At 54.8% G+C, this 24,305-nt stretch carries 23 protein-coding genes and 1 riboswitch; of the genes, 19 read left to right on the plus strand and 4 right to left on the minus strand.

The genetic code is table 11. The features are described 5' to 3' along the window. Positions 1-98: 98 nt before the first annotated feature. Positions 99-950, plus strand: a complete 852-nt coding sequence (locus QEH53_RS04140; protein ID WP_309021869.1) for a methylated-DNA--[protein]-cysteine S-methyltransferase — start codon at positions 99-101, stop codon at positions 948-950. Next, the gene (locus tag QEH53_RS04145) at positions 937-1,827 is read left to right on the plus strand and encodes a DMT family transporter (protein ID WP_309021870.1); all 891 of its coding nucleotides are present in this window, start codon (positions 937-939) and stop codon (positions 1,825-1,827) included. Before QEH53_RS04140 ends, QEH53_RS04145 begins: the two co-directional genes overlap by 14 nt. 12 nt (positions 1,828-1,839) lie before the next feature. On the opposite strand, the gene QEH53_RS04150 is transcribed toward QEH53_RS04145, so the two are convergent. Continuing rightward, positions 1,840-3,048 (minus strand): FAD-dependent oxidoreductase, encoded by a 1,209-nt coding sequence (locus QEH53_RS04150; protein ID WP_309021871.1) that lies wholly within the window; start codon positions 3,046-3,048, stop codon positions 1,840-1,842. Positions 3,049-3,110: 62 nt separating this feature from the next. On the opposite strand from QEH53_RS04150, the gene QEH53_RS04155 reads away from it, so the two are divergent. After that, complete coding sequence (locus tag QEH53_RS04155) at positions 3,111-4,424, plus strand: RidA family protein (RefSeq protein ID WP_309021872.1); 1,314 nt, start codon at positions 3,111-3,113, stop codon at positions 4,422-4,424. Here the strand turns inward: QEH53_RS04155 and QEH53_RS04160 are convergent. After that, positions 4,414-5,841 (minus strand): polynucleotide adenylyltransferase, encoded by a 1,428-nt coding sequence (locus QEH53_RS04160; protein ID WP_309021873.1) that lies wholly within the window; start codon positions 5,839-5,841, stop codon positions 4,414-4,416. The two genes, QEH53_RS04155 and QEH53_RS04160, sit on opposite strands and share 11 nt — an antisense overlap. A 48-nt stretch (positions 5,842-5,889) precedes the next feature. Beyond that, positions 5,890-6,267: a DUF423 domain-containing protein gene (locus QEH53_RS04165; RefSeq protein WP_309021874.1), complete on the minus strand. Its 378-nt coding sequence runs from the start codon at positions 6,265-6,267 to the stop codon at positions 5,890-5,892. 115 nt (positions 6,268-6,382) lie between these two features. Here QEH53_RS04165 and QEH53_RS04170 point away from each other — a divergent pair, with 115 nt between their 5' ends. From QEH53_RS04170 to QEH53_RS04210, 9 genes are all read left to right on the plus strand, one after another. After that, positions 6,383-7,051, plus strand: a complete 669-nt coding sequence (locus tag QEH53_RS04170) for a hypothetical protein (RefSeq protein WP_309021875.1) — start codon at positions 6,383-6,385, stop codon at positions 7,049-7,051. A gap of 87 nt (positions 7,052-7,138) precedes the next feature. After that, positions 7,139-7,567, plus strand: a complete 429-nt coding sequence (rplM, locus tag QEH53_RS04175; RefSeq protein ID WP_309006872.1) for a 50S ribosomal protein L13 — start codon at positions 7,139-7,141, stop codon at positions 7,565-7,567. A gap of 18 nt (positions 7,568-7,585) precedes the next feature. Next, complete coding sequence (rpsI, locus tag QEH53_RS04180) at positions 7,586-7,984, plus strand: 30S ribosomal protein S9 (RefSeq protein ID WP_309021876.1); 399 nt, start codon at positions 7,586-7,588, stop codon at positions 7,982-7,984. Positions 7,985-8,144: 160 nt separating this feature from the next. Then, complete coding sequence (argC, locus tag QEH53_RS04185) at positions 8,145-9,170, plus strand: N-acetyl-gamma-glutamyl-phosphate reductase (RefSeq protein ID WP_309021877.1); 1,026 nt, start codon at positions 8,145-8,147, stop codon at positions 9,168-9,170. An 89-nt stretch (positions 9,171-9,259) separates the two neighbouring features. Beyond that, positions 9,260-10,480 carry a bifunctional glutamate N-acetyltransferase/amino-acid acetyltransferase ArgJ gene (gene argJ, locus QEH53_RS04190; protein WP_309021878.1) on the plus strand — a complete coding sequence of 407 codons (1,221 nt, stop codon included), beginning with the start codon at positions 9,260-9,262 and terminating at the stop codon, positions 10,478-10,480. Positions 10,481-10,596: 116 nt separating this feature from the next. Beyond that, on the plus strand, positions 10,597-11,469 hold the full coding sequence (gene argB / locus QEH53_RS04195) for an acetylglutamate kinase (RefSeq protein WP_309021879.1): 873 nt from the start codon (positions 10,597-10,599) through the stop codon (positions 11,467-11,469). Between the two features lie 99 nt (positions 11,470-11,568). Beyond that, complete coding sequence (locus QEH53_RS04200; protein ID WP_309021880.1) at positions 11,569-12,795, plus strand: aspartate aminotransferase family protein; 1,227 nt, start codon at positions 11,569-11,571, stop codon at positions 12,793-12,795. Positions 12,796-12,830: 35 nt separating this feature from the next. Next, a complete protein-coding gene (gene argF / locus QEH53_RS04205; RefSeq protein WP_309021881.1) occupies positions 12,831-13,775 on the plus strand; it encodes an ornithine carbamoyltransferase in 945 nt (314 codons plus the stop codon). 113 nt (positions 13,776-13,888) lie between these two features. Next, positions 13,889-15,118, plus strand: coding sequence for an argininosuccinate synthase (locus tag QEH53_RS04210; protein ID WP_309021882.1), 1,230 nt, complete (start codon positions 13,889-13,891; stop codon positions 15,116-15,118). 103 nt (positions 15,119-15,221) lie between these two features. Here QEH53_RS04210 and QEH53_RS04215 read toward each other — a convergent pair whose 3' ends face one another. Next, a complete protein-coding gene (locus tag QEH53_RS04215) occupies positions 15,222-17,504 on the minus strand; it encodes a CRTAC1 family protein (protein ID WP_309021883.1) in 2,283 nt (760 codons plus the stop codon). A 421-nt stretch (positions 17,505-17,925) separates the two neighbouring features. Beyond that, a riboswitch (TPP riboswitch) is annotated at positions 17,926-18,040 on the plus strand. A gap of 70 nt (positions 18,041-18,110) precedes the next feature. Here QEH53_RS04215 and thiC point away from each other — a divergent pair. The 7 genes from thiC to thiD are packed head-to-tail and all read left to right on the plus strand — an operon-like array spanning position 18,111 to position 24,229. After that, on the plus strand, positions 18,111-20,027 hold the full coding sequence (thiC, locus tag QEH53_RS04220; RefSeq protein WP_309021884.1) for a phosphomethylpyrimidine synthase ThiC: 1,917 nt from the start codon (positions 18,111-18,113) through the stop codon (positions 20,025-20,027). Beyond that, positions 20,024-20,227 (plus strand): sulfur carrier protein ThiS, encoded by a 204-nt coding sequence (gene thiS / locus QEH53_RS04225; RefSeq protein WP_309021885.1) that lies wholly within the window; start codon positions 20,024-20,026, stop codon positions 20,225-20,227. Before thiC ends, thiS begins: the two co-directional genes overlap by 4 nt. 15 nt (positions 20,228-20,242) lie before the next feature. Beyond that, the gene (locus QEH53_RS04230) at positions 20,243-20,848 is read left to right on the plus strand and encodes a thiamine phosphate synthase (RefSeq protein WP_309022153.1); all 606 of its coding nucleotides are present in this window, start codon (positions 20,243-20,245) and stop codon (positions 20,846-20,848) included. Beyond that, positions 20,845-21,492 carry a thiamine phosphate synthase gene (gene thiE, locus QEH53_RS04235; protein ID WP_309021886.1) on the plus strand — a complete coding sequence of 216 codons (648 nt, stop codon included), beginning with the start codon at positions 20,845-20,847 and terminating at the stop codon, positions 21,490-21,492. Before QEH53_RS04230 ends, thiE begins: the two co-directional genes overlap by 4 nt. Continuing rightward, complete coding sequence (locus QEH53_RS04240; RefSeq protein WP_309021887.1) at positions 21,489-22,265, plus strand: thiazole synthase; 777 nt, start codon at positions 21,489-21,491, stop codon at positions 22,263-22,265. Before thiE ends, QEH53_RS04240 begins: the two co-directional genes overlap by 4 nt. Positions 22,266-22,268: 3 nt before the next feature. After that, entirely contained in the window at positions 22,269-23,426 is a 1,158-nt protein-coding gene (thiH, locus tag QEH53_RS04245; RefSeq protein ID WP_309021888.1) for a 2-iminoacetate synthase ThiH, read from the plus strand. Positions 23,427-23,455: 29 nt separating this feature from the next. After that, positions 23,456-24,229: a bifunctional hydroxymethylpyrimidine kinase/phosphomethylpyrimidine kinase gene (gene thiD / locus QEH53_RS04250; RefSeq protein ID WP_309021889.1), complete on the plus strand. Its 774-nt coding sequence runs from the start codon at positions 23,456-23,458 to the stop codon at positions 24,227-24,229. Positions 24,230-24,305: the final 76 nt, after the last annotated feature.

Genomic DNA, 24,305 nt, shown 5'->3' on the forward strand with positions numbered 1-24,305 from the left:
GAGAGGAGACAGGAGGCTACGGCGTGGGAATCACGCTCCCGCATTTGGCCGCAAGAATCGGGTGGGCGCTAGAGGTGTTTGGCTCTATTGTTTTTCCGATGTCCGACTACCAACGAATTGCCAAGCTGATCCGCTATCTTGACCAAAATCAAGGGGAGCAACCGAGCTTGCAGGAACTGGCGGACTTTATGGAGCTTAGCCCGCACCACTTGCATCGGCTCTTTGCGAATTGGGCCTCCATCACGCCCAAGGACTTTTTGCAGTGTCTGACTGCTGCCAAGGCGCGTGAGCTCTTGAAGGCGGGTAGGAGTGTCTTGGATACCTCGCTGGAGGTAGGTTTATCGGGTCCGGGACGTTTGCATGATCTTTGCGTGAAGCTGGAAGGAGCAACCCCGGGCGAGATCAAGTCGGGTGGGGCGGGGTGGCAGATGCGGGTGGGCTTTGCAGACACGCCTTTTGGTGAAGCGTGCCTCGCGGAAAGCCCGCGGGGGATTTGCCATTTGTCTTTCGTGGAAGCGTCCGAGAAGACTGCGGTACTGCGCGCTTTGCGGGAGGAGTGGTCAGGGGCGGTTCTGTTGCGCGACGATGTTCGGGCAGTGAGGCTCGCCAAGGCGGTTTTCGCAGCCGCGAAGGATCGCCAGGTGGCGACTCCTTTGAAAGCCTTGGTTCGTGGCACGGATTTTCAGGTGCGTGTATGGCAGGCCCTGATACAGATTCCACGTGGATGCTTGATAAGCTATGGGCGTTTGGCAGAGGGCATAGGCAACCCAGGCGCGAGTCGAGCGGTTGGCACAGCGGTGGGCAGTAATGAACTTGCCTTTCTGATTCCTTGCCACCGGGTGATTCGGGAAACAGGTGTAATCGGGAACTATCGTTGGGGTGGGGACCGAAAGCGCGCGATAATTGCTTGGGAAAACGGGATGAACAAATCGAAAAATGCAGCTGTCTGACCTCGTCAAACTCTTTGGGCTGTCGTCGATCTGGGGAGCGTCGTTCCTCTTCATGCGGGTAGCAGCGCCGAGTTTCGGCCCGATTCCGTTGATGTTGGTTCGCGTCGCCACGGCTTTGCTCTGTTTCCTTCCGTTCTTTTTCCGCCCTAAGGTTCGCCAAGGGCTGCGAACGCACGCTAAGCATCTGGCAGTAACTGGCCTGCTGAGCACGGCGGTTCCATTTTGTCTTATCGCGTTCGCCACCCTGAGCCTGGAGGCGGGCTTTACCTCGCTAATCAATGCGACGACTCCGCTCTTCGCGGCAGCTGTGGGAGCGGTTTGGCTGGGAATCCCACTTAAACGTATTCAAATCCTCGGACTTTTTATTGGAGTAGTGGGAGTCTTGATACTGGTGTGGGGAAGATTAAGCTTCACTTCTGGCGGGGCCGGTTGGGCTATTGCGGCGGGTTTGTTGGCTACGTTTTCCTATGGCGTGTCGGTGCATTACGCGCGTCGTTTTTTGACGGATGTTTCCGCTTTGGTGTGTTCGGCGGGAAGCATGTTGAGCGGCTCGATCGCCTTATTGCCCCTTGGCTTGGCACTTTGGCCCGAGGTCAATCCTAGTCTGCTGGAATGGGGTTGCGGGGTCTCGCTGGGAGTTTTTTGCACGGCTTTGGCTTATGTGATCTTCTTCGACGTGATCGGGCGAACCGGAGCGACCAACGCGTCGACGGTGACTTTCATGGTGCCCGGGTTCGCTATCCTCTGGGGAGCATTGTTCCTTGGCGAAACGCTCACGCCTCGCGTGGTGGCTGGCATGCTAGTGACGCTAGCGGGGACTGCGTTTACGGTGGGTTTTGTGCCGCGGTTTTTAGAGCGTCGCGTCAAGGCTCTGTGAATCGCTTCTTACTTAAGCTTTGGCGATTTTCGATTTCGTCATGGACTGGGCGATGGCGGCGACGGCGTTGAAGCTTTGTTCGGGGTCCACTTCAAGATTTGTGGAATCGATGATGCCGTTTTTGCTGGAGCCGATCACCACTCCGTCACGTCGAGGGATGACGTAGGCGTCGTTGTTGGAGAAGCTGTAGTTGAGTTCTGGTTGCGGAATGAGGACTGTGAGCTGTCCGCGTACCGGGTGCATTTGCTTGTCGTCGAAGAGCGTTTTGGAGCCGAGCCCGGTGGCGTTGATGACGACGGGTTCGGCGAGCTCGGCGAATTGGGCGGGGTTTTGGAAATCGCGATGCACAAGGTGTCCGCCGAGGCTGGTAAATTCGCGCAAAAGGGTTTGGTGGTAGGTGGAAATGTTGAAGATCATGCGGGAGCCCTTGCGGGCGTACGGCTCGCGGAACGGATTCTGGCTCTTGTCGAGATCGACGAAGCGAGGGGTGAGGTCTTGCACGTAATCTCGAAAGTGGCCGTACTCGGGCTGGGTGTCGTTGGGGTCTTTAGGTCTTTCCGCGTCCCAAGGCTGATTGGAGACTGCGTAGGAGTCGACCCATTCGATCGGCGAGCCAGGGAGCCCGAGAAAGCTTTGGTAGAGTTTGAACGAGGTACGACACGTGGTGTTCCACCAAGCAGCAAAGGCATCGGTGGCATGGTCCTTCAGGCATATTCGGGAGTCGGGGGACCACACTCCGGTGGCCACGCTGGAGGTAATGTTGGGATGGCGCTCTTTGCAGTAAATGGTGACAATCTTGCCTGCTCGTTGCAGGAGAATGGCAGAGGTCAAGCCGATGGCGCCGCAACCGATCACAGCGAACTGTTGAGCTCCCGAGGTGAGGGCTTCTGTGGTGACTTGGGCGCTGGTCCCCCAAGAGAGCGACCAACCGGAGCCGCCGTGGCCGTAGTTGTGGAAAACGCTTTTGTCGCCGATGCGTTCGTGGCCGAGGTTGGGGCCGCTATCGCGGAAGGGGCGGAGGCCGACCGTCTCTTTGACGATACGGTCCTGGGAGGCTCGGACCAGCGGGAGCTTGCCGAACTGCGGATATCCGATGTGCTCGCGGGGGACACTATGGACCTCCGAATCGTCTGCACCTCGCACGAGGGATCTGCTCATGCCGAGGCCGAGGCTCAAGCCGGCGAGGCGCAGGAATTCCCTGCGTTTAAAGTTACTAGACATCTTGACCGGCGAATAGCAGAGCGTGCGCCACTGCTGGCACCCTCCCTGCTATGACGTCCGCTATGCGTAAATTGCTCCTGCTTACCCTTGTTTTCTCACTTTCTGTAACGTTATGGGCGAAGGAGGTGTTCAAGATTACGCCCTTGGAAGGGGCGGCCTACAGCTCGGCCGCTACTGTGGACCCGATGGCTTCGCTCGTATTCACGAAATCTTACAGTGGATCGAACGAGGATGTTGGCGAGGCTGCCAGCGATGCGTTTGCGGATCTTAAAAACGACTTGGAGTTGGCCGGGCTATCTTTGAAGTCAGTCGTCAATGTGCGTGGGTATTTGCTATCCCAAAAAGGTGAGGACATGGGAGATGCGATGGGTAAATGGTCGGGAGCATTCAGCAAAGCCTTTGCCGACAACGAGCTAGCTCCCACGCGAACCTCGATCGGGGTGACGCATTTGCCTGGCGACGCGACGGTAGCGTTGGATGTCATATTAGCGGCTGCACCAGAGGTGCTCGATGCGATGATGCCCTCGTGGGCGAACGATCGAATCTACGCTTCAAGTGAAACCCCGCTCTCGTTGCGTGCGACGCGTCCTTACTCCAGCCTTTTGATCACTTCGGGAGTGTTGGCTGATAGTTTGCCCGGAGAGGGAAGCGGATTTGGTTCCATGGAACAGCAATCGGAGTCGGTGTTGTCGAAGCTGGACGCGGTGCTCAGACGTTGGGGACTCGGCCGTTCCGATCTGGTTTTTGTGCGGGCGATGTTAAGTCCAGCAGCGAATGAGGACGGCGAGTTGGCGACGGATTTTGCAGGGTTTGAAGTGGGCTGGGAAACTTTCTGGGAAACGTCTTCCGCTGGGGCTCCTCCAGTGAGTGTATTTTCGGCTCCCGGATTTTCGTCCACGGGTCGGATTGTGGAGATCGAGTTCTATGCAGTGTTCCCCGATGCCATGGGACCGTTTGTTCCGAGCGAGATGGGAGGGGAGACAGGTTTGGCCGGACCTGCTTGGCGCGAGGGATCTGAGACTTCGTTTCTCAGCAGTTCAGTTGCCGTTGCTCGTGATGCCAAGCTAACTTGGTTCGCTGGGGTGATCGATCGGAACGCAACCGGAATCTACGGGCAAGCAATGCAGTCGCTCTTAACGCTGGAATCGCGAATGGCGGAAGCCGGCTTGGATTATCCGAACGTGGTGCAGTTACGTGCGTATTTGAACATTCAGGACAGCTTCCCCACTGAGTTTGGAAATTGGAACAAGGCCTATCGTCGTTTCTTCGACCACTCAAAGCTGAATCCGGACAAGCCGGTACGCTCGGCCTTTCCAATTGAGGAGCTGCCTGCGGGGGCTTTGATCGAAGTGGAAGCTCTGGGAGTTAGCTACTAAGGCTGATCCAATTTTCATCGAGCCATTTCAGGGCGGTGGGAGAGTCGCTAAAGGCTCCATCCAATTGGGCCTCATAGGCACGGTCGAGAATGGATTTGAAATCAGGGCTGGGCTTCATACCTCGCTCGATGAGGTGGCGACCGAGGAGGATTGGTTTTGGTGCATGACTCTCTAGATCCAGTTCTTGGATACGTCTCCTAAACTCCGCAATCCGCTGATCCTGAGCTTCGGAGAGGAGAGGTGGGCGGCCGCGATGGTCGGCGACCATGACGTAGACGAGTTCATAGGTGCTGGCTGGAGTGAGGCGTTTGGCGAGGCGACGCAAGGATGCGTCGCTATGGCCACATTCAGGAACTGTATTCAAAAAGTGGTGATTACCGACAAGCCCCATTACCTTGTCGCGTATCTCGTGCGGTGCCCGCATTGCATTGAAGAATTGCTCTGCTAGCCAGATACTTTGGGCATCGTGGCCGGGACTTATCCAATGCATGGCGCCTCGTTTTTCCGCCCACCGAGTGCAGCGGGCCTTGCCGAGGTCGTGGCAAAGGGTTCCGAAGGCGAGAACGCCGCGTTCGCTCTCCGGAAGGCTGAGCCAGTCGGTCTGGCTTTGGAGTGCGTCGAGGCAACAGAGGGTGTGGGTCCATGCATTACCTTCAGGATGCCACTCGGGATCCTGGGGCAGGTTCAGCAGAGCATTGAGCTGCGGAAAGTAGCGAATCCAGCCACTCTTCTCCAGAGCCCGCATGCCGTGGGAGAGGGAAGTAGAGCGCCCAGCCCATTTTTGCCATTCGATCCAGATTCGCTCTTTGGCGAGAGTCCAGAACTCGTGGCCGATATCGTGGCACATGGCTGCGGTTTCGTCGTGCAGCACCATTTGGAACCGGCCAGCGAACTGCATGGCCCTCAGCACGCGTAGCGGGTCTTCCTTGAAGGCGGGACTGACGTGACGAAGCGTGCGTGTATCGAGATCCTGGAGTCCGCCGAAGTAATCGATGACTTCGCCTTTGGCGTGGTCGTAGAGGAGGGCGTTGATAGTGAAGTCGCGTCGCTTGAGAGCTTCCACTTCGCTGAGATGGGCGTCGGCTTCGATGACGAACCCCCGATGGCCGGTACCGCTCTTGGATTCTCGACGCGGGATGGCAAAGTCGTACTCATCACCTTGGGTCCAGAGTTTGACCACCGCGAAGGCTTTGCCGACGAGGTCGGTGCGGCCGAGTTTGGAAAGGGTGTTAGCGATTGCGTCTAGATCGAGTCCGTAGACTTCCACGTCAAAATCCTTGGGCTGGATTCCGAGTAGGGCGTCGCGCACGGATCCGCCTACGATGCGGCAGGTCCCGCCCGCGGCTTCGAGAGCGAGCAGGGCCTGCTTAAGAGGAGCGGGGATGTCGATGTCGAGTGGTTGGCGGACGGGTCGCATGGGTAAAGGAAGGTATCGGGATCAGTTCGAGCACGCTCCAACGAAGATCTACTTTCTATTTTCGAAGATGACGCTGATCCAGCCGGCGATGAAGGCGACGCCCCCGAGAGGGGTGACTGGGCCGAGGAGGCTCCATTTTGTGAGGGCGAGAGCATAGAGAGATCCGGAAAAGAGCAAGATACCGGCTACCCAGAGGCGAAAAGCCCATTTGCTAGCGACCTTGTCGGCGTTGACAGCGAGCACGAATAGAGCCACGGCGTGGGCGAGATGGTAGAGCACGGCGGTGTCCCAGGTGTCGACGCTGTCGTTGGCGACCAGTTGGGGTTCCAGGCCGTGGGCTCCAAAGGCGCCGAGGCCGATCCCGGCGGCGGCGATGAGGGCGGCGACGGTAAGGCGCTCTATTGAAATTGGGATTGAGACAGGCATTCTAAACTTTGATGGTTCTTTTTATTGACTTTGATTAATCAAAGTCACGTTTAATGAAATTCATTCTGGGCCATACGAGGCCCTCGCGTTTAGATTCTTTTTCAGTTCGAGCACTATGAAACTCAACCACCATCTTTCGAAGCTCTATTTCTGGGGCGCAGTTTTTATCGCTACCTCTGGGCGGGCTTCGGAGATCTCTGTGGATACCACCGTGCAGAGCGCCTATCTTGATCGTGGCATTAAGACGGCCGACCTTACTTGGTTCCCGACGATTGAGTTCTCCCAAAACGACTTCTACTTGGGCGCTTGGGCGGCTTTGCCTTTGGAGAAGAAGGGCAGTCCCAACTTCTTTAGGGAGGAGATCAATTTCTACGCGGGCTACGGATTTGCGATCGCGGACAAGTGGGCCATGGATTTTGGCGGAACACACTACAAGTACTCCGTCGGGGAAAGCTCGAATGAGGCTTATTTGGGAATCTATGGGGAGCTGGGCACTGTCTCGCCTTCAGTATATATATACAAGGACTTCGACACGAAGGAGCTTTTCGTAGAGGCAGCAGCTACGGTGGCGCTACCTTTGCAAGGGTTCCCGTTCGAAGCCACAGGTAGGGTCGGCTTTTCCGACAGGGATCAGGATTACCGCTATTTTGGAGTCGACCTTGTCTACCCGATCGAACTGAGTAGCGACTCCACGCTCTCCTTCGGACTCCACTACGACGACAACGACTTCGGTGTGCCAGACAGCAACTTATACGGAAGCGCTTCCGTGGGGCTCCGATTTTAGCCACGCCGAGAGGGCGAAATTAATTCAGTAAACCATTGACAAGGCTCCTGCTCAGGCTAGGTGTTTTGCTCTTTTTCTCGAAATCCGATGAAAACATTTCTAGCCAAACAGGAAACAGTACAACGCAACTGGTACGTGATCGACGCCAAGGATCAGGTTCTCGGACGTCTGTCTGTGAAGATCGCAAACATTCTACGTGGCCGCAACAAGCCTGCCTACACTCCACACGTGGACACTGGGGACTTCGTTGTCGTTATCAATGCCGACAAGATCGCCCTCACTGGTAAGAAGGAAGAGCAAAAGCAGTACATGTTCTACAGTGGTTACGTCGGTGGCGAAAAGCGCCTCAGCGTAGCGCAGATGCAAGAGCGTCAGCCGGACTTCGTGGTCAAGCACGCAGTCAAGGGTATGCTCCCGAAGAACCGCCTCGCTCGCAAGATGCTCACCAAGCTCAAGGTATACGCTGGCGAGTCACACCCTCACGAAGCGCAAAACCCAGAGGCAATATCCCTCTAATTCCAACCTCCTTAAAACATGTCCGTTGAATCAAACGTATTTCTAGGCACTGGCCGTCGTAAAACTGCAGTTGCTCGCGTTCGCCTTCAGGAAGGCACCGGCAAGATCGTAGTGAACGGTAAGGAAACCGAAGCCTTTTTCTCGCACGATAACTTCAAGCGTATCGCCCTATCCCCGCTCGCTACTTCCGAGCTGAAGGACAAGGTCGACATCATCGCCAAGGTTGAAGGTGGAGGCGACAGCGGACAAGCTGGCGCGATCTCCCTCGGTATCGCTCGCGCCCTCCTCAAGCTCGACGGTGAGCTCCGTATCCCTCTCAAGCAAGCTGGTCTCCTCACTCGTGATCCGCGTATGAAGGAACGTAAGAAAGCCGGTCAGCCAGGGGCACGTAAGAAGTTCCAGTTCTCTAAGCGTTAATCTGCTTATCAACAGAATTTTTCGGAAGCCCTCACTGGTTTATGCCATGAGGGCTTCTTCTATTCTAAATTCAGGCACTTTTGCCTTTTCACACTCTCTATTCCCGTAGGAAGCGACCTCTACCGCTAGACGGCCGAACTTTATCCAACTTTTTCTACCCATGAACGCAGCCATCGTCGGCGCCTCCGGATACGGAGGAGAAATCCTAGTCAAACTCCTCGCCGCTCACCCGAAGGTGACGCTCAAGGCCGTCACCTCGCGGAGTAAAGCTGGCCAACCGGTCAGCTCTGTCATTCCTGCCATGCGGGGAATTCTCGACGACATGCTCTTCGAAAATTCCGATCCCGCAGAACTGGCAGCTCGGGAAGATATCGATGTCGCTGTACTCGCTCTCCCGCACGGTGCCGCTGCAGAATACGCTCGGCACCTCGTGGATGCCGGAAAGAAGGTCATCGACCTCAGTGCGGACTTCAGGATTTCCGATCCAGCGATCTACGAAGAGTTTTACGGATCAGCACATCCTGATGTGGAATTGCTCAGCCGCTCTCAGTACGTGATGCCGGAGCTATCCGACGATTCATGGAAGCAAAAGGATCTCTTCGCCTGCCCAGGTTGTTATCCGACTAGTATTTTGATCCCACTCCTGCCGCTCGTCAAAGCAGGCATCGCAAGCAAAGAGCATATCGTGGCTAATTCTTTCAGCGGGGCTAGCGGTGCTGGCAAGCAGAGCAAGGAAGCCTTTTCCTTCTGCGAAGTGAACGAAAGCGCGAAAGCTTACGGCCTACCCAAGCACCGGCATCTTTCCGAGATCGAGGAACAGCTCAGCGTCGCGGCGGGTGAAAAAGTCATCATCCAATTCAACCCGCACCTCGCTCCGATGAACCGGGGCATTGCGACCACGATAACGGTTCCCTCCAACGGCAATACTATCGAGCAGCTCTACGAAGAGTGGGATAAGGTTTACGCGAACAAGCCTTTCGTTTGTATCCTTCCTAGCGATACGCGGCCCGATACGAAATATGTGGTGGGAACAAATCGTGTCGACATCTCTGCAGTCAAAGACGATCGGACCGGAAACTTCGTTATAACTTCTGCCGAGGACAACCTCGTCAAAGGCGCTAGTGGCCAAGCCATCCAGATCCTTAATCTCTGGCAAGGGTGGGAGGAGACAACAGGTCTCTTTTAAAATTAGATAATTAACCACACCATCCACAGAGAAGACCCGGTGCAGGAGCTTAAATTCTGTGGAAAGAAAATTTCCAACTGAACAATATTATGTCACACGAAATTACGTTCACCCCCAACACCGCCGGTGTAACGGATCCCAAAGGATTCTTTGCCAATGGAGTTTCGGCAGACATACGCCGCAAGGGTAATGATCGGCTGGATACGGGAATTGCCTTTTCGAAAACCCCCTGTGCCGCCGCAGGCGTGTTCACCAGGAACCGGGTGAAAGCAGCTCCAGTCCTACTCTGCGAAAGCGTGCTCAGTACCAGCAGCTCGATTCATGGAATCATCGCTAACAGCGGAAATGCGAACGCCTGTACAGGTGCTCAAGGCAAAGTCGACGCCAAGACTATGGCCGACCAAGCAGCCGCCGCGTGTGGCGTCGAACCAAATAGTTTTCTCGTCTGTTCGACCGGCCGCATAGGAGAGCTACTGCCTATGGATAGGATCTCTCCTGCCATCCTGAAGTCAGGTGCCGGTATCGTGTCGGGTGATGTTGATGGTGAGGGTTTCTCCAATTGCATCCTTACATCCGATACGAGAAAAAAGACTTGTACGGCGACTTTCACGGTAGACGGCAAGACCGTGACGCTCGCAGGTTCAGCAAAGGGTGCGGGCATGATCCAGCCGAATATGGCGACCATGCTTGCTTTCATTACCACCGATATCGCGGCTGAAAGCCTGGCACTAAAAGAGGTGCTTTCGGAGGCCGTTAAGCACACATTTAATGCGATTACAGTGGATGGCGATATGAGCACAAATGACACGGTCCTCGTTTTGGCCAACGGTGAATCAGGGGTCTCCCTCGACGACGACACGACTGCGGCATTCAAAGAAGCCCTTTTCCTAATCTGCGACAATTTGGCCGACAAGATTGTGGCTGATGGAGAACGGATCACTAAGGTCGTGGAGCTTCTCATCACTGGTGCAGATTCGGAAGCCGGGGCGGAAAGTATCGCCCGTTCGATTGGTAATTCGTTGTTGGTTAAAACCTCCTGGTATGGAAACGACCCGAATTGGGGACGGCTCATGGACGCCCTTGGTTACGCTGACTCCGAGTTTGATCCGGACAAGATCGATATTTCGTATGGCGATGTTCCTGCACTTGTATCCGGCACGCCGATACCTGAGAACAAACCGAAGTGGAAGGAAGTGGTGAGTGCCAAGAGGTTCACAATCCACATAAACATGTATGCAGGAGAGGCTAGATACCGTCTCCGTGCCAGTGACCTCACCGAAGGCTATGTCGATTTCAATAAGAGCGAGTAGTTTTTGCCTACTTATGGACACGAATCTAAACTAATATTTAAAAGAAAAATCCGAAATCCTTCGCGACGATTCGCGTTCCTTAGCGGTTTAAAACTAAGACATTCTATTCTATGAACATGCAGGAAATTATTTCCAAAGCGGCTGTATTGGTCGAAGCGCTGCCGTACGTGCAGAACTTCCGTGGGGCGACCTTCGTAATAAAATACGGCGGTAGTTTTATGGATGACCCAAACCCGGAGATTCGGGCACGAGTGGCGGGTGATATTGCATTCCTCTCCGCGGTTGGAATTCATGCCGTGGTCGTTCATGGTGGCGGGAAAGCGATCAGTCGTGCGCTAGAGGAAAAAGGTATCCCAACGCAGTTCGTAAATGGATTGCGCTACACGGACGGTGACTCCGTCAAGGTGGTACGGGACGTCCTTAGCGGACAAGTGAATGGGGAAGTCTGCGAGATGCTGCAGATTCGCAAAGATACGCCCCTTGGAATTCCAGGCGAAAATGTACTCCAGTGTGACAAACTGGATACGGATGTGAATGGCGATCCCGTCGATCTCGGGTTTGTTGGAAATATTACAACCGTGAAGGCTAAGATAATCAAGAAGGCGATTAAAGACGGCTATACTCCCGTCATTTCACCGGTTGCAATCGATGACAACGGCCAGCTTTACAACGTAAACGCTGATGTAGCGGCGGCTTGTGTGGCCAGTGCGCTGCGGGCTCGCCGCCTTGTTTATATGAGTGATGTACCTGGCTTATTGTCAGATCCCAAAAATTTGGATACGCTTATCTCCACCTTGAAAGTAAACCAAGTCGAGAAGCTTAAGAAAAACGGCACTATAAGTGCGGGGATGCTTCCCAAGGTTGAAAGCGCGATTAAAGCACTGGATGCCGGTGTGCACCGCGTTCACTTTATCGACGGACGTCTGGCGCATAGCCTCCTCCTAGAAATATTCACTGATACTGGTATCGGTACCGAAATCTGCCACTGATTTACCCCTTAACGCGTAGCTTAAGCCCGCGACCACGCTCCAACCCATTTTCCCATCACGCGGGCTAATGCTCCGCGCTTCGAAACCAAAAAAAACATCATGACTACACAAAACACCGAGCAACTCTATAAGGATAACGTTCTCGGCAACTACGGATTGCCGCCAATCACGTTTACGCGTGGCGGCGGAGTGCGTGTGTGGGATGATGCGGACAAGGAGTATATCGATTTCTGTTCGGGGATCGCAGTGCTCACCCTTGGTCACAGTCACCCGAGACTGGTATCCGCCATTCAATCACAAGCGGAGAGCTTGATTCATATAAGCAACCTCTATCGCAACGAGAAGCAAGCCCAACTCGCGGCTAAGCTCAACGAGCTTGCGGGCGGAGGCGGCAAGGTTTTCTTCTGCAATAGTGGAGCGGAAGCCAACGAAGCGCTGATCAAGCTTTCGCGGCTCTACGGAAAGGCAAAAGCCGGAGAAGAAGGAAAGCAGTTTAAGGTGATCGTTGCCCAGCAAGCATTTCACGGTCGCACCTTTGGTGGCATGAGCGCGACGCCGCAGGAGAAGATCCAAGGCGGATACCGCCCGCTCGTTCCTGGTTTCGAGTCGGCGCCGCTCAACGATTTGCAGGCGTTTGCCGACAAGGTTGACGATTCGACTTCAGCGATTTTCGTCGAGACCATCCAAGGCGAAGGCGGCGTCCATCCATGCTCCATCGAGTTTTTGCAAGGCTTGCGCAAGCTTTGCGACGAGAAGGGAATCCTGCTTCTCATCGACGAAGTTCAGTGTGGTGCCGGACGGTCCGGTACTTTTTTCGCTTTTGAAAAGGCAGGTATCAGGCCAGACGCGATTGGCATGGCCAAAGGCCTCGGTGGCGGCGTCCCGATCGGTGCCGTTTGGATGGACGACAAGCATGCCTCGCTTTTCGGTGCTGGCTCTCATGGGACAACTTTTGGCGGTACGCCGCTGATCTGCGCGGCTGCCCTCGAGACGATTTCGGTTCTGGAAGATGAGGAGCTTTTGCGGAACGTTACCGAAAACGGAGCTTACTTCCTCGAACAGCTGGAAGCGTTGAAAGCGGAGTATCCGGATTACGTCCTCGATGTTAGAGGACAGGGCTACATGCTTGGTATCCAGATTGCGGAACTTCCGTTGGAAGTCGTGACCAAGATCCGCGAGGCAGGTCTCGTCGTACCCCCGGCTGGCGGAAACGTGATCCGTTTCTTACCGCCGCTGATCGCCACAAAGTCCGACATCGATACCGCTCTTGAGATCGTCAAGGGAGTCATAGCAACTCGGGCAGCTAATCTGACAGCTGCCGTGTAACCAATTACCCAATACCCGAAAACCAACACTTATTAATGCAACATTTTCTGAAAGAAACGGATTTCACGATCAATCAGGCCGCTGAGGTTTTTACGCTCGCCCACGCGCTAAAAAAAGGCCGCGGCAAGCACACGCCTCCGACCCTCAAGGGCCAGACTTGGGCCATGATTTTCTCCAAGTCCAGCACTCGTACGCGTGTGTCCTTTGATGTGGGCATCCATGAGTTGGGCGGACATCCTATCTTTCTAAATAAGAGCGACATCCAGCTTGGGCGCGGCGAATCGATTTACGATACGGCCAACGTGCTCTCGCGTTTTGTGCATGGACTTGTCGTGCGTACCTACGAACAAACGGAGATCGAACAGCTCGCGGAGCTAGGCAGCGTACCGGTTATCAACGCCCTCACGGACTACCTGCATCCCTGCCAAATTTTTACCGATGCCTTCACCATGGCGGAGCGTTGGGCAGATGGGGCGAACTTTCTCGAGTCACTCAAAGGTAAGAAGCTCGCCTACTTTGGAGACACTGCGAACAACATCGCCAACTCTTGGATCCTCGGAGCTGCCATGTTCGGCATGGAGCTAGTGCTCGCAGGTCCGGAAGGTTACGAGCCTAGCGAGGAGATCAAGGCTACCTTGGCTGAGAGTGGTCACGCTCCGACGTGGAGTTTCACGAAGGATCCCGAGGAAGCTGCGAAGGGTGCGGACGTGCTCTACACAGATACTTGGGTGAGCATGGGACAGGAGGAAGAGTCAAGTGACCGCATCCGCGTGATGAAGCCATACTCCGTGACGTCCGACCTCATGAAGCTTGGCAAGTCCGATGCGCTCTTCATGCACGACCTACCAGCCTACAAGGGGATGGAAGCGCAGGAGGACGTGCTTTACGGACCCCAGTCTGTTATCTTTGATGAAGCGGAAAATCGCCTTCACACCCAGAAGGCCATCATGTCAGTGTTGTCCGAAGCGAATCGGCGGTAATTTTCTCCCACGAATTGCTCGAATCTTCTCGAATATCGGTCTTAGTCCTGTCGCAAAGAATTGTGCTCATTCGTGACATTTGTGAGCAATTTTAACTTCAAACACTTATTTCTATGAAAATCGTACTCGCATACTCGGGCGGCTTGGACACTTCAGTCCTCGTTCGCTGGCTCAAGGATCACTACAACGCGGAGATCATCACCTTCGCCGCTGACGTCGGCCAAGAAGAGGAGCTCGACGGTCTCGAGGAAAAGGCGAAGGCCACTGGCGCTTCTGCTCACTACACCCTCGATCTCAAAGACGAGTTCGCCAAGGATTATATCTTCCCGATGTTGCGTGCCAACACCATCTACGAAGGCCAATACTACCTTGGCACTTCCATCGCCCGTCCGCTCATCGCCAAGGCCCACATCGACCTCGCTCGTAAGGTGGGGGCAGACGCGGTTGCTCACGGTGCGACTGGCAAGGGCAACGACCAAGTTCGTTTCGAGCTCGGCTACGCGGCCCTCGCTCCTGACCTGCAGATTATCTCCCCATGGAGGATGGAAGTGTTCCGCAAGGCTTTCCCGGGGCGCACGGAAATGATCAAGTACTGCGCGGACAACAACATCAACGTGGAAGCATCCGCTTCCAAGCCGTACTCGATGGACCGCAACTCCCTGCACATTTCCTACGAAGCCGGCATCCTCGAAGATCCGTGGTTCGACCCGACCACCCCAGAAAACAAGAAGATGTACAAGCTCACAGTCGATCCTGAGGATGCGCCGGACCAAGCACAGTACATCGAGCTCGATTTCGAGAAGGGTGACTGTACCGCTATCGACGGTAAGAAGGTCACGCCAGCCGAGGCCGTTTACCAGCTCAACAAGATCGCCGGCAAGCATGGCATCGGTCGCGTGGACATCGTAGAAAATCGTTTCGTTGGTATGAAGAGCCGTGGCGTGTACGAGACGCCAGGTGGCACCATCATCATGATGGGGCACAAGCAAGTCGAGTCGCTCACTATGGACCGCGAACTCGAGCACTTGCGTGATAGCCTCATCCCGAAGTATGCAGAACTCGTATACAACGGTTTCTGGTTCGCTCCCGAGCGCGAAGCCTTGCAGGCCTTCATCGACAACAGCCAAAAGAGCGTTACCGGCACCGTCCGCCTCAAGCTCTACAAGGGCAACGTCACCACCGTCGGCCGCAAGTCCCCGTACTCGCTCTACGATGAAAACGTGGCGTCGATGGAAGGCGTCCAGTCCTCTTACAATCCAGACGACGCGACCGGCTTCATCCGCCTGCAAGGCCTGCGCCTCCGTGCCCGTGCCGCCACGCAAAGCGAATTCATCGAGAAGTAAGTCTTCGATCTAAAAACACTTTTATGCAACGAAGGCACTTCCTCGAGGGGAGGTGCCTTTTTGTATTCAGAAATGGATATGGCTCAGCGAGTCTCGCTTTGGATCAATGGTGATGGTGGTCATGTCCTTGACCCGCACTATCATCCGGCCACTCGAAGCTGGGTTGGGTGACTTCGGTGATTTCGGCTGATCCTTCCTCGATGAGGTAGCTTCGATCCAATTCTATGGATTCGATGACTTGGTTCTGATCGTTCGCCGGCCAGTTGATCTCGATCCGTTTGATCGATGTCGCGTTGCCGAGACCGATATCCGCGAGGAAGGGCGAAGCTCCGAAACTGCCGCCGCTGCTGACGACTCTGTGAATCTCGCGTGTGCCCTCTGGAGTCTCGACAACTACTTTAATTCGAGAGCCGAAGCCGATGCGGTTGCTAGTGACGCCTTTGAGGCGGAGCTTTATCCAGCGGTTTTCGTGGCCTGGGTTTGCGAAGAGTTGATTGTGGTAGTTGTCGCCAGAGAAGGCTCCGCCCACCACGGAGTAGATGTCTTGAGCGCCGTCTTGATTGATATCTCCGAATGCAATTCCGTGGCCTTTTTGTAGTTGGCCGAATCCGCCCGACGTGGTGACGTCTTGAAAAGTGCGTGCAGCGTCGTTACGAAACATGAGATTTGGTATGATGGTTCCGAGATTGGGATCACCTGTACCGACGTAGAAATCGAGCCAGCCGTCACTGTCTATGTCGCCAAAGTTGCTACCCATAGCGTGGAGTATTCTTAGTAGCCCTTTGGCTTCGGTGACGTCTTTAAAAGTGCCGTCACCATTATTCTGATACAAACGAGCTCGCTCCCCTCCGTGTTTGGCTCCTAGGTAGTCGACTAATACGTCACCAGCGTCCTTGATCGAGTAGCCGGTCACGAAGATATCGAGCCAGCCATCATTGTTGTAGTCGAAGAACCAGCACGGGAAGCTACTGTTTGGCTCGGTCACTCCTGCTGCTTGGGCGACATCAGTGAATGAATGAGGAGCGTTCGGATCATCGGAGCCGTCGGCAGCGCCGTCGTTGCGCAGGAGGCGGTTGGGGCCGACAAGGGAAGATAGATACAGGTCAGGCCGACCGTCGTTGTTATAGTCGCCACTAACTACTCCTTTTATCCAGTCCTTAATATCTAGGCCGCTCTCAGCGGCGCATTCTGTGAAGGTGCCGTCTCCGTTGTTGCGAAAGAGCTCGCAAGGATCATTGGCTCCAGTTTCCGGCACGGTTTCGTTTCCAATGAAGATGTCGAGCCAACCATCCCCGTTGTAGTCTAACCAAGTCGCGGTCTGTGTGGGGTGGAAGGAAAGCAAGCCTGTCTCCTCGGTGACGTCGGTGAAGGTGTTGTCGCCATTGTTGCGCAGCAGTGAGTTTGGAAAGCGTCCGTCCTTGCCCAACCACCCCTCGCGCAGGACGAGCACATCGACGAGGCCGTCGTTGTTGTAGTCGCCCGGCACCATGTTAAGCCCGCCAGTAAGTCCGGTAAGCCATGCGGAGTTGGTGAGCTCTGCGAAGGAACCGTCACCTTGGTTGCGAAAGTAGCGAAGCTGTCGTTTCTCTCCCCAAGAGGATGCGAGTAAATCGAGATAGCCGTCCTGGTCGAAGTCCTCCATGACCACACCGCCCGAAAGATCGTTTACGTCTAGACCGAGAGGTCCGGCCACATCCGGGAATCGCGTGATCTCGTAGTCCGACTGAAATGTCTCCGGTGGCAGTCGCCAGCTTTGCGGCACTTGTTCGGGATATTCACCAAGAGTCATGTAGGCGATATTTAGCAGCCAAGCAGCGTAAGGGGTGGGATCTACTTCGAGCAGCTCCATGAGCTTTTCGATCGCTTTTCGAGAGCCAAACTCTTGGGCATGTACGCCGCCACCTTGGATCGGGAAAAGGCATGAGTCGGCGTTGTGATTGTGGAGGCAATTTTGCTGCTCGCCGAGGCGGAGGTAGCAGATGGCTTCGATTTTGAGAAGCTCCGCTCTCATGTTGGGGTTTATTTCCATGCCCATGGAGGTAAGTGACTCGCGAAATGCTTTGAATTCTGCGATCGCTCCCTCTGGATCGCCGCTATTAAGTAAGGCCATCGCGTAAGGCGGCTTGAGGCTGAGGGTAGCTTGCTCGGTGAGTGCTTGATCGATCTTCTCACGGAAAAAAGAAAGGGCTTGGTCCGGCACGAACATGATGACGGACGGATCGACCTCTCGATCTATCTGGTCCAATCGCTCCACCATGCGGCGGGTGCTCTCTGGTTGGGCGACGTCTCCATGGTCTTGAGAGAATAAGGTGGTTCCCGATATTGTAGTCGTGAGGGCGAGCAGCTGAAGGATCCGCCGTTTTCGTGGGCCGGTGAAAGTGTTCATGGATCAGTATTTTAGGGCGTAAGCTGAATTTGTAGGGCGCCTTTTTCAGCGACCCGAATTGGGGCTTTTCAGAAAGGGCCGATAAGGAAATGGTAGAGTTGGAGCTAGGGCGTTATCTGTTTCGCTATTTTAAGAGTGGGTGCCGACAACGAGTATTCAAATAGGCATTGCCCGTGTCGAACGAGAGTATGTCAAGAAATGAACTACGATCTGAGTGCTTCATTTCGCTGCTACTTTAGCGCGTGTACCCCCGCAGGTTCTCTGCAATTTCAAGATGTAGAGGTTATCAAATGAACCGTGTTTTTGTATCTGAAAATAGAATACATGGGATTCTGGATACATTACCCCCTTGCAAATAGAAATCGGACATTCGTGATTATTTTCCTTTGCATTCTTTCGGACGAGCGCTAACTAGTCGGGTCTAAAGATATAGGAGAGCTTCCTGCCGGAGGCTGAGATTCGGGCGCTATAAGCCCGTAGATCCTTTGAACCTGATGCGTGTTAACACCGCCGTAGGGATTATCGAGTCAACTGTTGTATAGCTGCGTTGGCGAACGTTTTCCGATGGATTCTTGGTGGGCTCGCGTGTCTCAACTTTGTTAGACTATGCCAGATACATCCACCGATCACACTCTCTTTCAGAATTCCAAGCGGGTATATATTCAAGGTTCGCGGCCTGACCTCCGGGTGCCAATGCGTGAGATTTCGTTGTCCGCTTCGCGTCAGTTCGATGGCTCTATGCTGCCTAATGAACCGGTTCGAGTGTACGATACATCAGGCCCCAGCGGCGATCCGGAGTTTCACAACGACCCCCGCATCGGCTTGCCGCGCTTGCGAGAAACTTGGGTCCGCGAACGAGCAGACGTGGAAGCGTATCACGGCCGTGTCGTCGTGCCACAAGATGATGGATACATTTCAGAGGTACACAAAGCTGCAGCGCAAACGCGTAATGGCGACCGCAGGCTAGTCGAATTCGAAAACAAAACCGCGAGTCCGCTGAGAGCCAAGAAAGGCAAATGCGTCACTCAGTTACACTATGCTAGGCAAGGCATCGTCACTCCGGAAATGGAGTACATCGCAATTCGCGAGAACATGAAACTGCAGTCAGCGAAAGGCTCGCTATCCATGAAGCCGGATTCAGCGCGTAACTCGCTCAACATCCAACATTCCGGAAACAGTTTCGGGGCATCCATCCCGGACGAGGTCACAGCGGAGTTCGTGCGCTCCGAGGTGGCCCGTGGGAGGGCCATTATCCCTTGCAATATCAACCATCCGGAATTGGAGCCGATGATCATCGGTCGCAACTTCTTGGTTAAGATCAACACCAACATCGGCAACTCGGCAGTCGCTTCATCCATCGAAGAAGAAGTCGAGAAGATGCGCTGGTCCACCAAGTGGGGAGGAGACACTTTGATGGATCTCTCCACCGGCAAAAACATTCACCAAACTCGGGAGTGGATCCTGCGTAATTGTCCTGTGCCTGTGGGTACCGTGCCGATCTATCAAGCCTTGGAGAAAGTCAACGGCAAGGCGGAGGACCTGACTTGGGAAATCTTCCGCGATACGCTGATCGAGCAAGCCGAGCAGGGAGTCGACTATTTCACGATCCATGCAGCAGTCTTGTTAAAGTATGTGCCGATGACGGCGCAACGCATGACGGGTATCGTTAGCCGCGGCGGTTCGATCATGGCGAAGTGGTGCCTCTCGCATCACAAGGAGAACTTTCTCTACACTCATTGGGACGACATCTGCGAAATCATGGCCGCCTACGACGTCTCCTTCTCGATCGGTGATGGCCTACGCCCGGGATCGATTGCGGACGCCAACGACGAAGCGCAATTCGCGGAACTCAAAACGCAGGGCGAGCTCACCACCCGGGCTTGGGAATACGGAGTGCAGGTAATGAATGAAGGCCCCGGCCACGTGCCGATGCACATGATCAAGGAGAACATGGACAAGCAAATCGAGTGGTGCCACGAAGCCCCCTTTTACACACTCGGGCCGCTCACCACGGACATTGCTCCCGGTTACGACCACATTACCAGCGGCATTGGAGCCGCCATGATTGGTTGGTATGGCTGTGCTATGCTTTGTTACGTGACGCCGAAGGAGCATCTCGGCTTGCCCAACAAAGACGATGTGCGGGACGGGGTGATCGCCTACAAAATCGCTGCTCACGCAGCGGACCTCGCCAAAGGCCACCCTGCCGCTCAATACCGCGACAATGCGCTTTCCAAGGCTCGCTTCGAATTCCGTTGGAACGACCAGTTCAACCTGTCGCTCGATCCAGAAAAGGCACGCTCCTTTCACGATGAAACCTTGCCGGCCGATTCGGCTAAGACCGCGCACTTCTGTTCGATGTGCGGTCCCAACTTCTGCTCGATGAAAATCACTGAAGACGTGCGCAAGTACGCGGCGGAACAAGGTGTGAGCGCCGACGAAGCGATCGCAAAAGGGATGGCGGAGAAATCCGCCGAATTCAGAGAAAAGGGCAACGAAGTCTATATCGGGAGCGAAGCATGACCATCACCGTAAATGGAACACCACGCGAGTCTACCGAGGGGATAGCGCTCGCTGCGTTGCTAGCGGAGCTCGAGCTTGCCGCGACAACAGGCGTCGCAGTTGCGGTAAACCAAGAAGTGGTACCGGCTACCCAATGGCAACAAGTCGTCCTCAGTGAGGGCGATCAAGTGCTCGTCATCCAGGCGACTCAAGGAGGCTAAACAATTTCGGACCTGATCGCAGTTTCTCCCGAAACGGTTTACGAAGACGAGGCGTCGGTGATCGAACGCCTCTTCGAGGCGGGCTTGTCGCGTTACCACATTCGCAAGCCTAGGCACAGCGTGGATAAGGTAACCGCATTGTTGGATGGCTTGCCGGCGGTTTGCCGCCGTCGAGTGGTCTTGCACCAACATAAGGAGCTGGTGGAACCGTATCAGTTGGGCGGATACCATATAAAAGACACGACGACGGCACTTTCTGAGCGTGGCGCATGGCGGGCGGATGCAGCGCCCACTGGAACGACCGTTAGCCGATCCCTGCATCGTATCTGCGAGTTAGATACGGATTGCCACGACTGGGATTATGTTTTCATCAGTCCCGTATTCAACTCGATATCCAAGTCAGGCTACGCTGCCGGATGGCCGGTTGATATTCTGGAAAAATCACTCAGCGCCCGATACGCCAATAACGCTACCAAACGATATGCTTTGGGAGGCTTACATGCGGGTAATTTCGAGCAATGCCTTCGAATGGGATTCGATGGCGTCGTCTTGCACGGTGCCCTCTGGAGGACCAGCGACCCTTTAGCAGCGTTCAATGACTTTCAAAAGATTTTTGTATGATATATCCACCGATACAATGTTTGACCCAAGATGGGATCGAGATGTCGCATCAGGCCCAAGTGATGGCGCTCTGCGATGTCGGAGCAAAATGGATACAGCTGCGCATCAAGGGTGCGACTGATCGCGAGGTCGAATCCGTCGCGGAGGCTTGCTTGCCGGTTTGCCGCAGTCATGGCGCTCGCCTCATCATTGACGACCGGGTCGATGTCGCGCTCCGAGTGGGCGCTGACGGAGTGCATCTCGGATTGCTAGACATGCCATGGTCGAAAGCTCGCGATTTGGCAGGTAGCAACTTTCTCATCGGCGGCACGGTTAACTCCGTAGCAGCAGCCGAACGGGCAGTGGCAAGTGGTGCCTTGGACTACGTCGGAGTAGGTCCTTATCGTTATACCAAAACTAAGCGAAATTTAGCTGCGATCCTGAGCGACGATCAATGGAGGGATATCATGAACATACTCGAGCCGCTACCTTGTTTCGGTATTGGAGGCGTAACGGTCGCGGACCTTGTTCACCTTCGAGAGCTAGGGCTCAGCGGCGTAGCCGTTTGCTCCGGTATCTACCGCTGCAACGACGTGGCGGGCAACTACCGCGAACTTGTCCAGGCTTGGGAAGCTTCAACCGCTAAAAGCAATCAACTTGTATGAACAGCCAAGCACTTACAATCGCAGGCAAAACGTTCGAATCCCGCCTCTTTGTCGGCACCGGCAAATACGCATCCGGCGAAACCATGCGCGACAGCCTGGCGGCAAGTGGCAGCCAACTGGTCACTATGGCCATGCGCCGCGTTCAACTCGAAGGACAGCGAGACAACATCCTCGATTTCCTCCCCCGTGATCGCTACCACCTGCTGCCAAACACCTCTGGCGTACGCGATGCCAAGGAGGCTATTTTCGCAGCTGAGCTGGCACGCGAAGCGCTTTGCACTAATTGGTTGAAACTGGAAATTCACCCGGACCCAAAGTACTTGCTGCCGGATCCCGTCGAGACGCTTAAGGCGGCGGAAGCCTTGGTCCACGCGGGGTTCATCGTCTTGCCTTATGTCCACGCGGATCCAGTGGTGTGTAAAAAGCTGGAGGATGTCGGCGTGGCCGCTGTAATGCCGCTCGGGGCTCCGATCGGTTCGAACCAGGGATTGGAGACGCGGCGCTTTTTGGAGATCATCGTGGCACAGTCCTCAGTTCCTGTTGTCGTCGACGCTGGGCTGGGTGTCCCATCGCATGGAGCGGAAGCGATGGAGCTGGGGGCTGATGCTGTGCTGGTCAATACGGCCCTAGCAACTGCGGGAGATCCCATTCGGATGGGCATAGCCTTCAAGCTCGCGGTCGAAGCGGGCCGTCTCGCTTACGAGTCTGGCCGCGGCCGGGCTAGCCACGAAGCGATCGCCTCCTCGCCCTTGACTGCATTTCTAGACCAGTAGTGTATGAGTTTTCTAGATACGTTCAAGCAACTGTCGTGGGAGGATTGTAAATCTTCGATTGCGAGTAAGACCGCTGCCGATGTCGAACGGGCGCTCGCTCGCCCGAAAGGAAGCCTTACGCTGAATGATTTCCAATCCCTAATTTCGCCAGCGGCCACGGCCTACTTGGAGCAAATGGCGGCGTTGAGCCACGCCCTCACCGTCGAGCGATTTGGATACACCCAGCAGCTCTACGCTCCTCTGTACTTGTCCAATGTGTGCAGTAACGTCTGCACCTACTGTGGGTTTAGCGCGACCAACAAAATCCCGCGTAAAGTATTGAGCGAACCCGAAATCATTCGAGAGCTGGAGGCAGTGAAGGCGCTTGGCATGGACCATATCTTGTTTGTAACGGGCGAAGCAAACTTACGCGTTGGTGTCCCGTATCTGAAGCGGGCTTTCGAACTGGCTCGCGAGCAGTTTTCGAGCATTTCGATGGAGGTTCAACCGATGGACCGAGCAGGCTACGAAACCCTGATATCCGCTGGCTTGAGCTCGGTCTTGGTTTATCAGGAAACCTACAACCGCGACACCTACGCGACGCATCATCTCAAGGGAATGAAAAGCAATTTTGATTATCGCTTGGAGACGCCCGACCGCCTTGGTCTAGCGGGTATTAAGAAGATCGGTTTGGGAGCGCTTTATGGACTCGATGATTGGAGAGCGGATACATTGTTTGTGGCGGCGCACTTGCGCTATCTTGAGCAAACGTATTGGAAAACGAAGTACAGCTTGTCATTTCCACGAATCCGACCGCATGAAGGCGACTTTCAACCGATGTCTGTAATGAGCGATCGCGACTTGGTACAGGTGATTTGCGCGTATCGAATGCTCAGCCCTGAGGTCGAACTTTCGCTCTCAACCCGCGAGACGGAGGTCTTCCGCGATCACGCTTATAAGCTTGGAATTACGTCGATGAGCGCGGGGTCGAAGACGAATCCCGGCGGTTACGTCGTCGACCCGCAAACGCTAGAGCAATTCGAAATTTCCGACGAGCGCAGTCCAGCCGCGGTAGCTCGCATGTTGCGTCGAGGCGGCTACGAAGTCGTTTGGAAAGATTGGGATTCCACCTATGATAGTTTCAGACCGTCGAGATGCGAAAGCCTAACCTCAAAGACTTAACAGGCTGATCAAGTCGCTCAAACCACCTTATGCCAGGCCCATTTTATGTACTCACCGTTTCCGGATCCGACAGTTCAGGTGGAGCGGGATTACAGGCGGACAATCGAGCCATACTTGCGGCGGATGCCTTTCCGCTCAACGTCATCACCGCGGTAACCGTACAAACTTCCGCAGGGGTACGGGCTGTGCAATCGGTTCCGGCCGACTTTGTAGCGCGGCAATTGCATGAGCTCTTGCAAGCCTATCCGGTCGCTGCGGTGAAAAGTGGTATGTTAGTCGATGTCGAAATAGTGGAAGTGCTGGCTTCTGCATTTGAGATGTATCCGCGCGTTAAGTACGTGTGCGATCCGGTATTGCGTGCCAGCAGTGGTCGCTCTCTGCTAACGAGCGACGGCGTTGCCTTGCTAAGAGAGCAACTGATGCCCCGCGCGATACTCACTACTCCGAATCTCGAAGAGCTCGCTATACTAAGCGGGCAAACCGAACCGGACCTTTCCGCAGGTCAAACTTTGGCTCAAGAGCTTGGCCAAGCCATACTGCTAAAAGGCGGGCATGCTTCGGGTTCGGAATGTAGTGATTGGTTAATACGCCCCGATGCCGAACCCCAGTGTTTTAATGCTCCGCGTATTCAGAGCAAAAACACACGCGGTACAGGCTGTGCTCTTGCCTCTGGTATCGCAGCCCGAATTGCTCAAGGGGTACCCTTGTCCATGGCGATCGAAAATGCGAAAGCGCAGCTGCAAGAATCACTGCAAGCTCACATTGGTGAAGATTGGACGGGTGACGGCCCGGGCTTTCTTTAGTCGATGGTTCGGTATGTGAACCGCTAATAGGGAACCAAGAGTTTGCAGACACTTGTAAATCTAAACGATTGTAGGC

Source organism: Pelagicoccus sp. SDUM812002 (assembly GCF_031127835.1).
Taxonomy (GTDB): domain Bacteria; phylum Verrucomicrobiota; class Verrucomicrobiia; order Opitutales; family Opitutaceae; genus Pelagicoccus.

Excerpts from the sequence above, each read along its gene's own strand:
- QEH53_RS04140 (WP_309021869.1), top strand. The coding sequence starts at position 99 with ATGTCCGACTACCAACGAATTGCCAAGCTGATCCGCTATCTTGACCAA.
- QEH53_RS04145 (WP_309021870.1), top strand. The coding sequence starts at position 937 with ATGCAGCTGTCTGACCTCGTCAAACTCTTTGGGCTGTCGTCGATCTGG.
- QEH53_RS04150 (WP_309021871.1), bottom strand. The coding sequence starts at position 3,048 with ATGTCTAGTAACTTTAAACGCAGGGAATTCCTGCGCCTCGCCGGCTTG.
- QEH53_RS04155 (WP_309021872.1), top strand. The coding sequence starts at position 3,111 with ATGCGTAAATTGCTCCTGCTTACCCTTGTTTTCTCACTTTCTGTAACG.
- QEH53_RS04160 (WP_309021873.1), bottom strand. The coding sequence starts at position 5,841 with ATGCGACCCGTCCGCCAACCACTCGACATCGACATCCCCGCTCCTCTT.
- QEH53_RS04165 (WP_309021874.1), bottom strand. The coding sequence starts at position 6,267 with ATGCCTGTCTCAATCCCAATTTCAATAGAGCGCCTTACCGTCGCCGCC.
- QEH53_RS04170 (WP_309021875.1), top strand. The coding sequence starts at position 6,383 with ATGAAACTCAACCACCATCTTTCGAAGCTCTATTTCTGGGGCGCAGTT.
- rplM (WP_309006872.1), top strand. The coding sequence starts at position 7,139 with ATGAAAACATTTCTAGCCAAACAGGAAACAGTACAACGCAACTGGTAC.
- rpsI (WP_309021876.1), top strand. The coding sequence starts at position 7,586 with ATGTCCGTTGAATCAAACGTATTTCTAGGCACTGGCCGTCGTAAAACT.
- argC (WP_309021877.1), top strand. The coding sequence starts at position 8,145 with ATGAACGCAGCCATCGTCGGCGCCTCCGGATACGGAGGAGAAATCCTA.
- argJ (WP_309021878.1), top strand. The coding sequence starts at position 9,260 with ATGTCACACGAAATTACGTTCACCCCCAACACCGCCGGTGTAACGGAT.
- argB (WP_309021879.1), top strand. The coding sequence starts at position 10,597 with ATGCAGGAAATTATTTCCAAAGCGGCTGTATTGGTCGAAGCGCTGCCG.
- QEH53_RS04200 (WP_309021880.1), top strand. The coding sequence starts at position 11,569 with ATGACTACACAAAACACCGAGCAACTCTATAAGGATAACGTTCTCGGC.
- argF (WP_309021881.1), top strand. The coding sequence starts at position 12,831 with ATGCAACATTTTCTGAAAGAAACGGATTTCACGATCAATCAGGCCGCT.
- QEH53_RS04210 (WP_309021882.1), top strand. The coding sequence starts at position 13,889 with ATGAAAATCGTACTCGCATACTCGGGCGGCTTGGACACTTCAGTCCTC.
- QEH53_RS04215 (WP_309021883.1), bottom strand. The coding sequence starts at position 17,504 with ATGAACACTTTCACCGGCCCACGAAAACGGCGGATCCTTCAGCTGCTC.
- thiC (WP_309021884.1), top strand. The coding sequence starts at position 18,111 with ATGCCAGATACATCCACCGATCACACTCTCTTTCAGAATTCCAAGCGG.
- thiS (WP_309021885.1), top strand. The coding sequence starts at position 20,024 with ATGACCATCACCGTAAATGGAACACCACGCGAGTCTACCGAGGGGATA.
- thiE (WP_309021886.1), top strand. The coding sequence starts at position 20,845 with ATGATATATCCACCGATACAATGTTTGACCCAAGATGGGATCGAGATG.
- QEH53_RS04240 (WP_309021887.1), top strand. The coding sequence starts at position 21,489 with ATGAACAGCCAAGCACTTACAATCGCAGGCAAAACGTTCGAATCCCGC.
- thiH (WP_309021888.1), top strand. The coding sequence starts at position 22,269 with ATGAGTTTTCTAGATACGTTCAAGCAACTGTCGTGGGAGGATTGTAAA.
- thiD (WP_309021889.1), top strand. The coding sequence starts at position 23,456 with ATGCCAGGCCCATTTTATGTACTCACCGTTTCCGGATCCGACAGTTCA.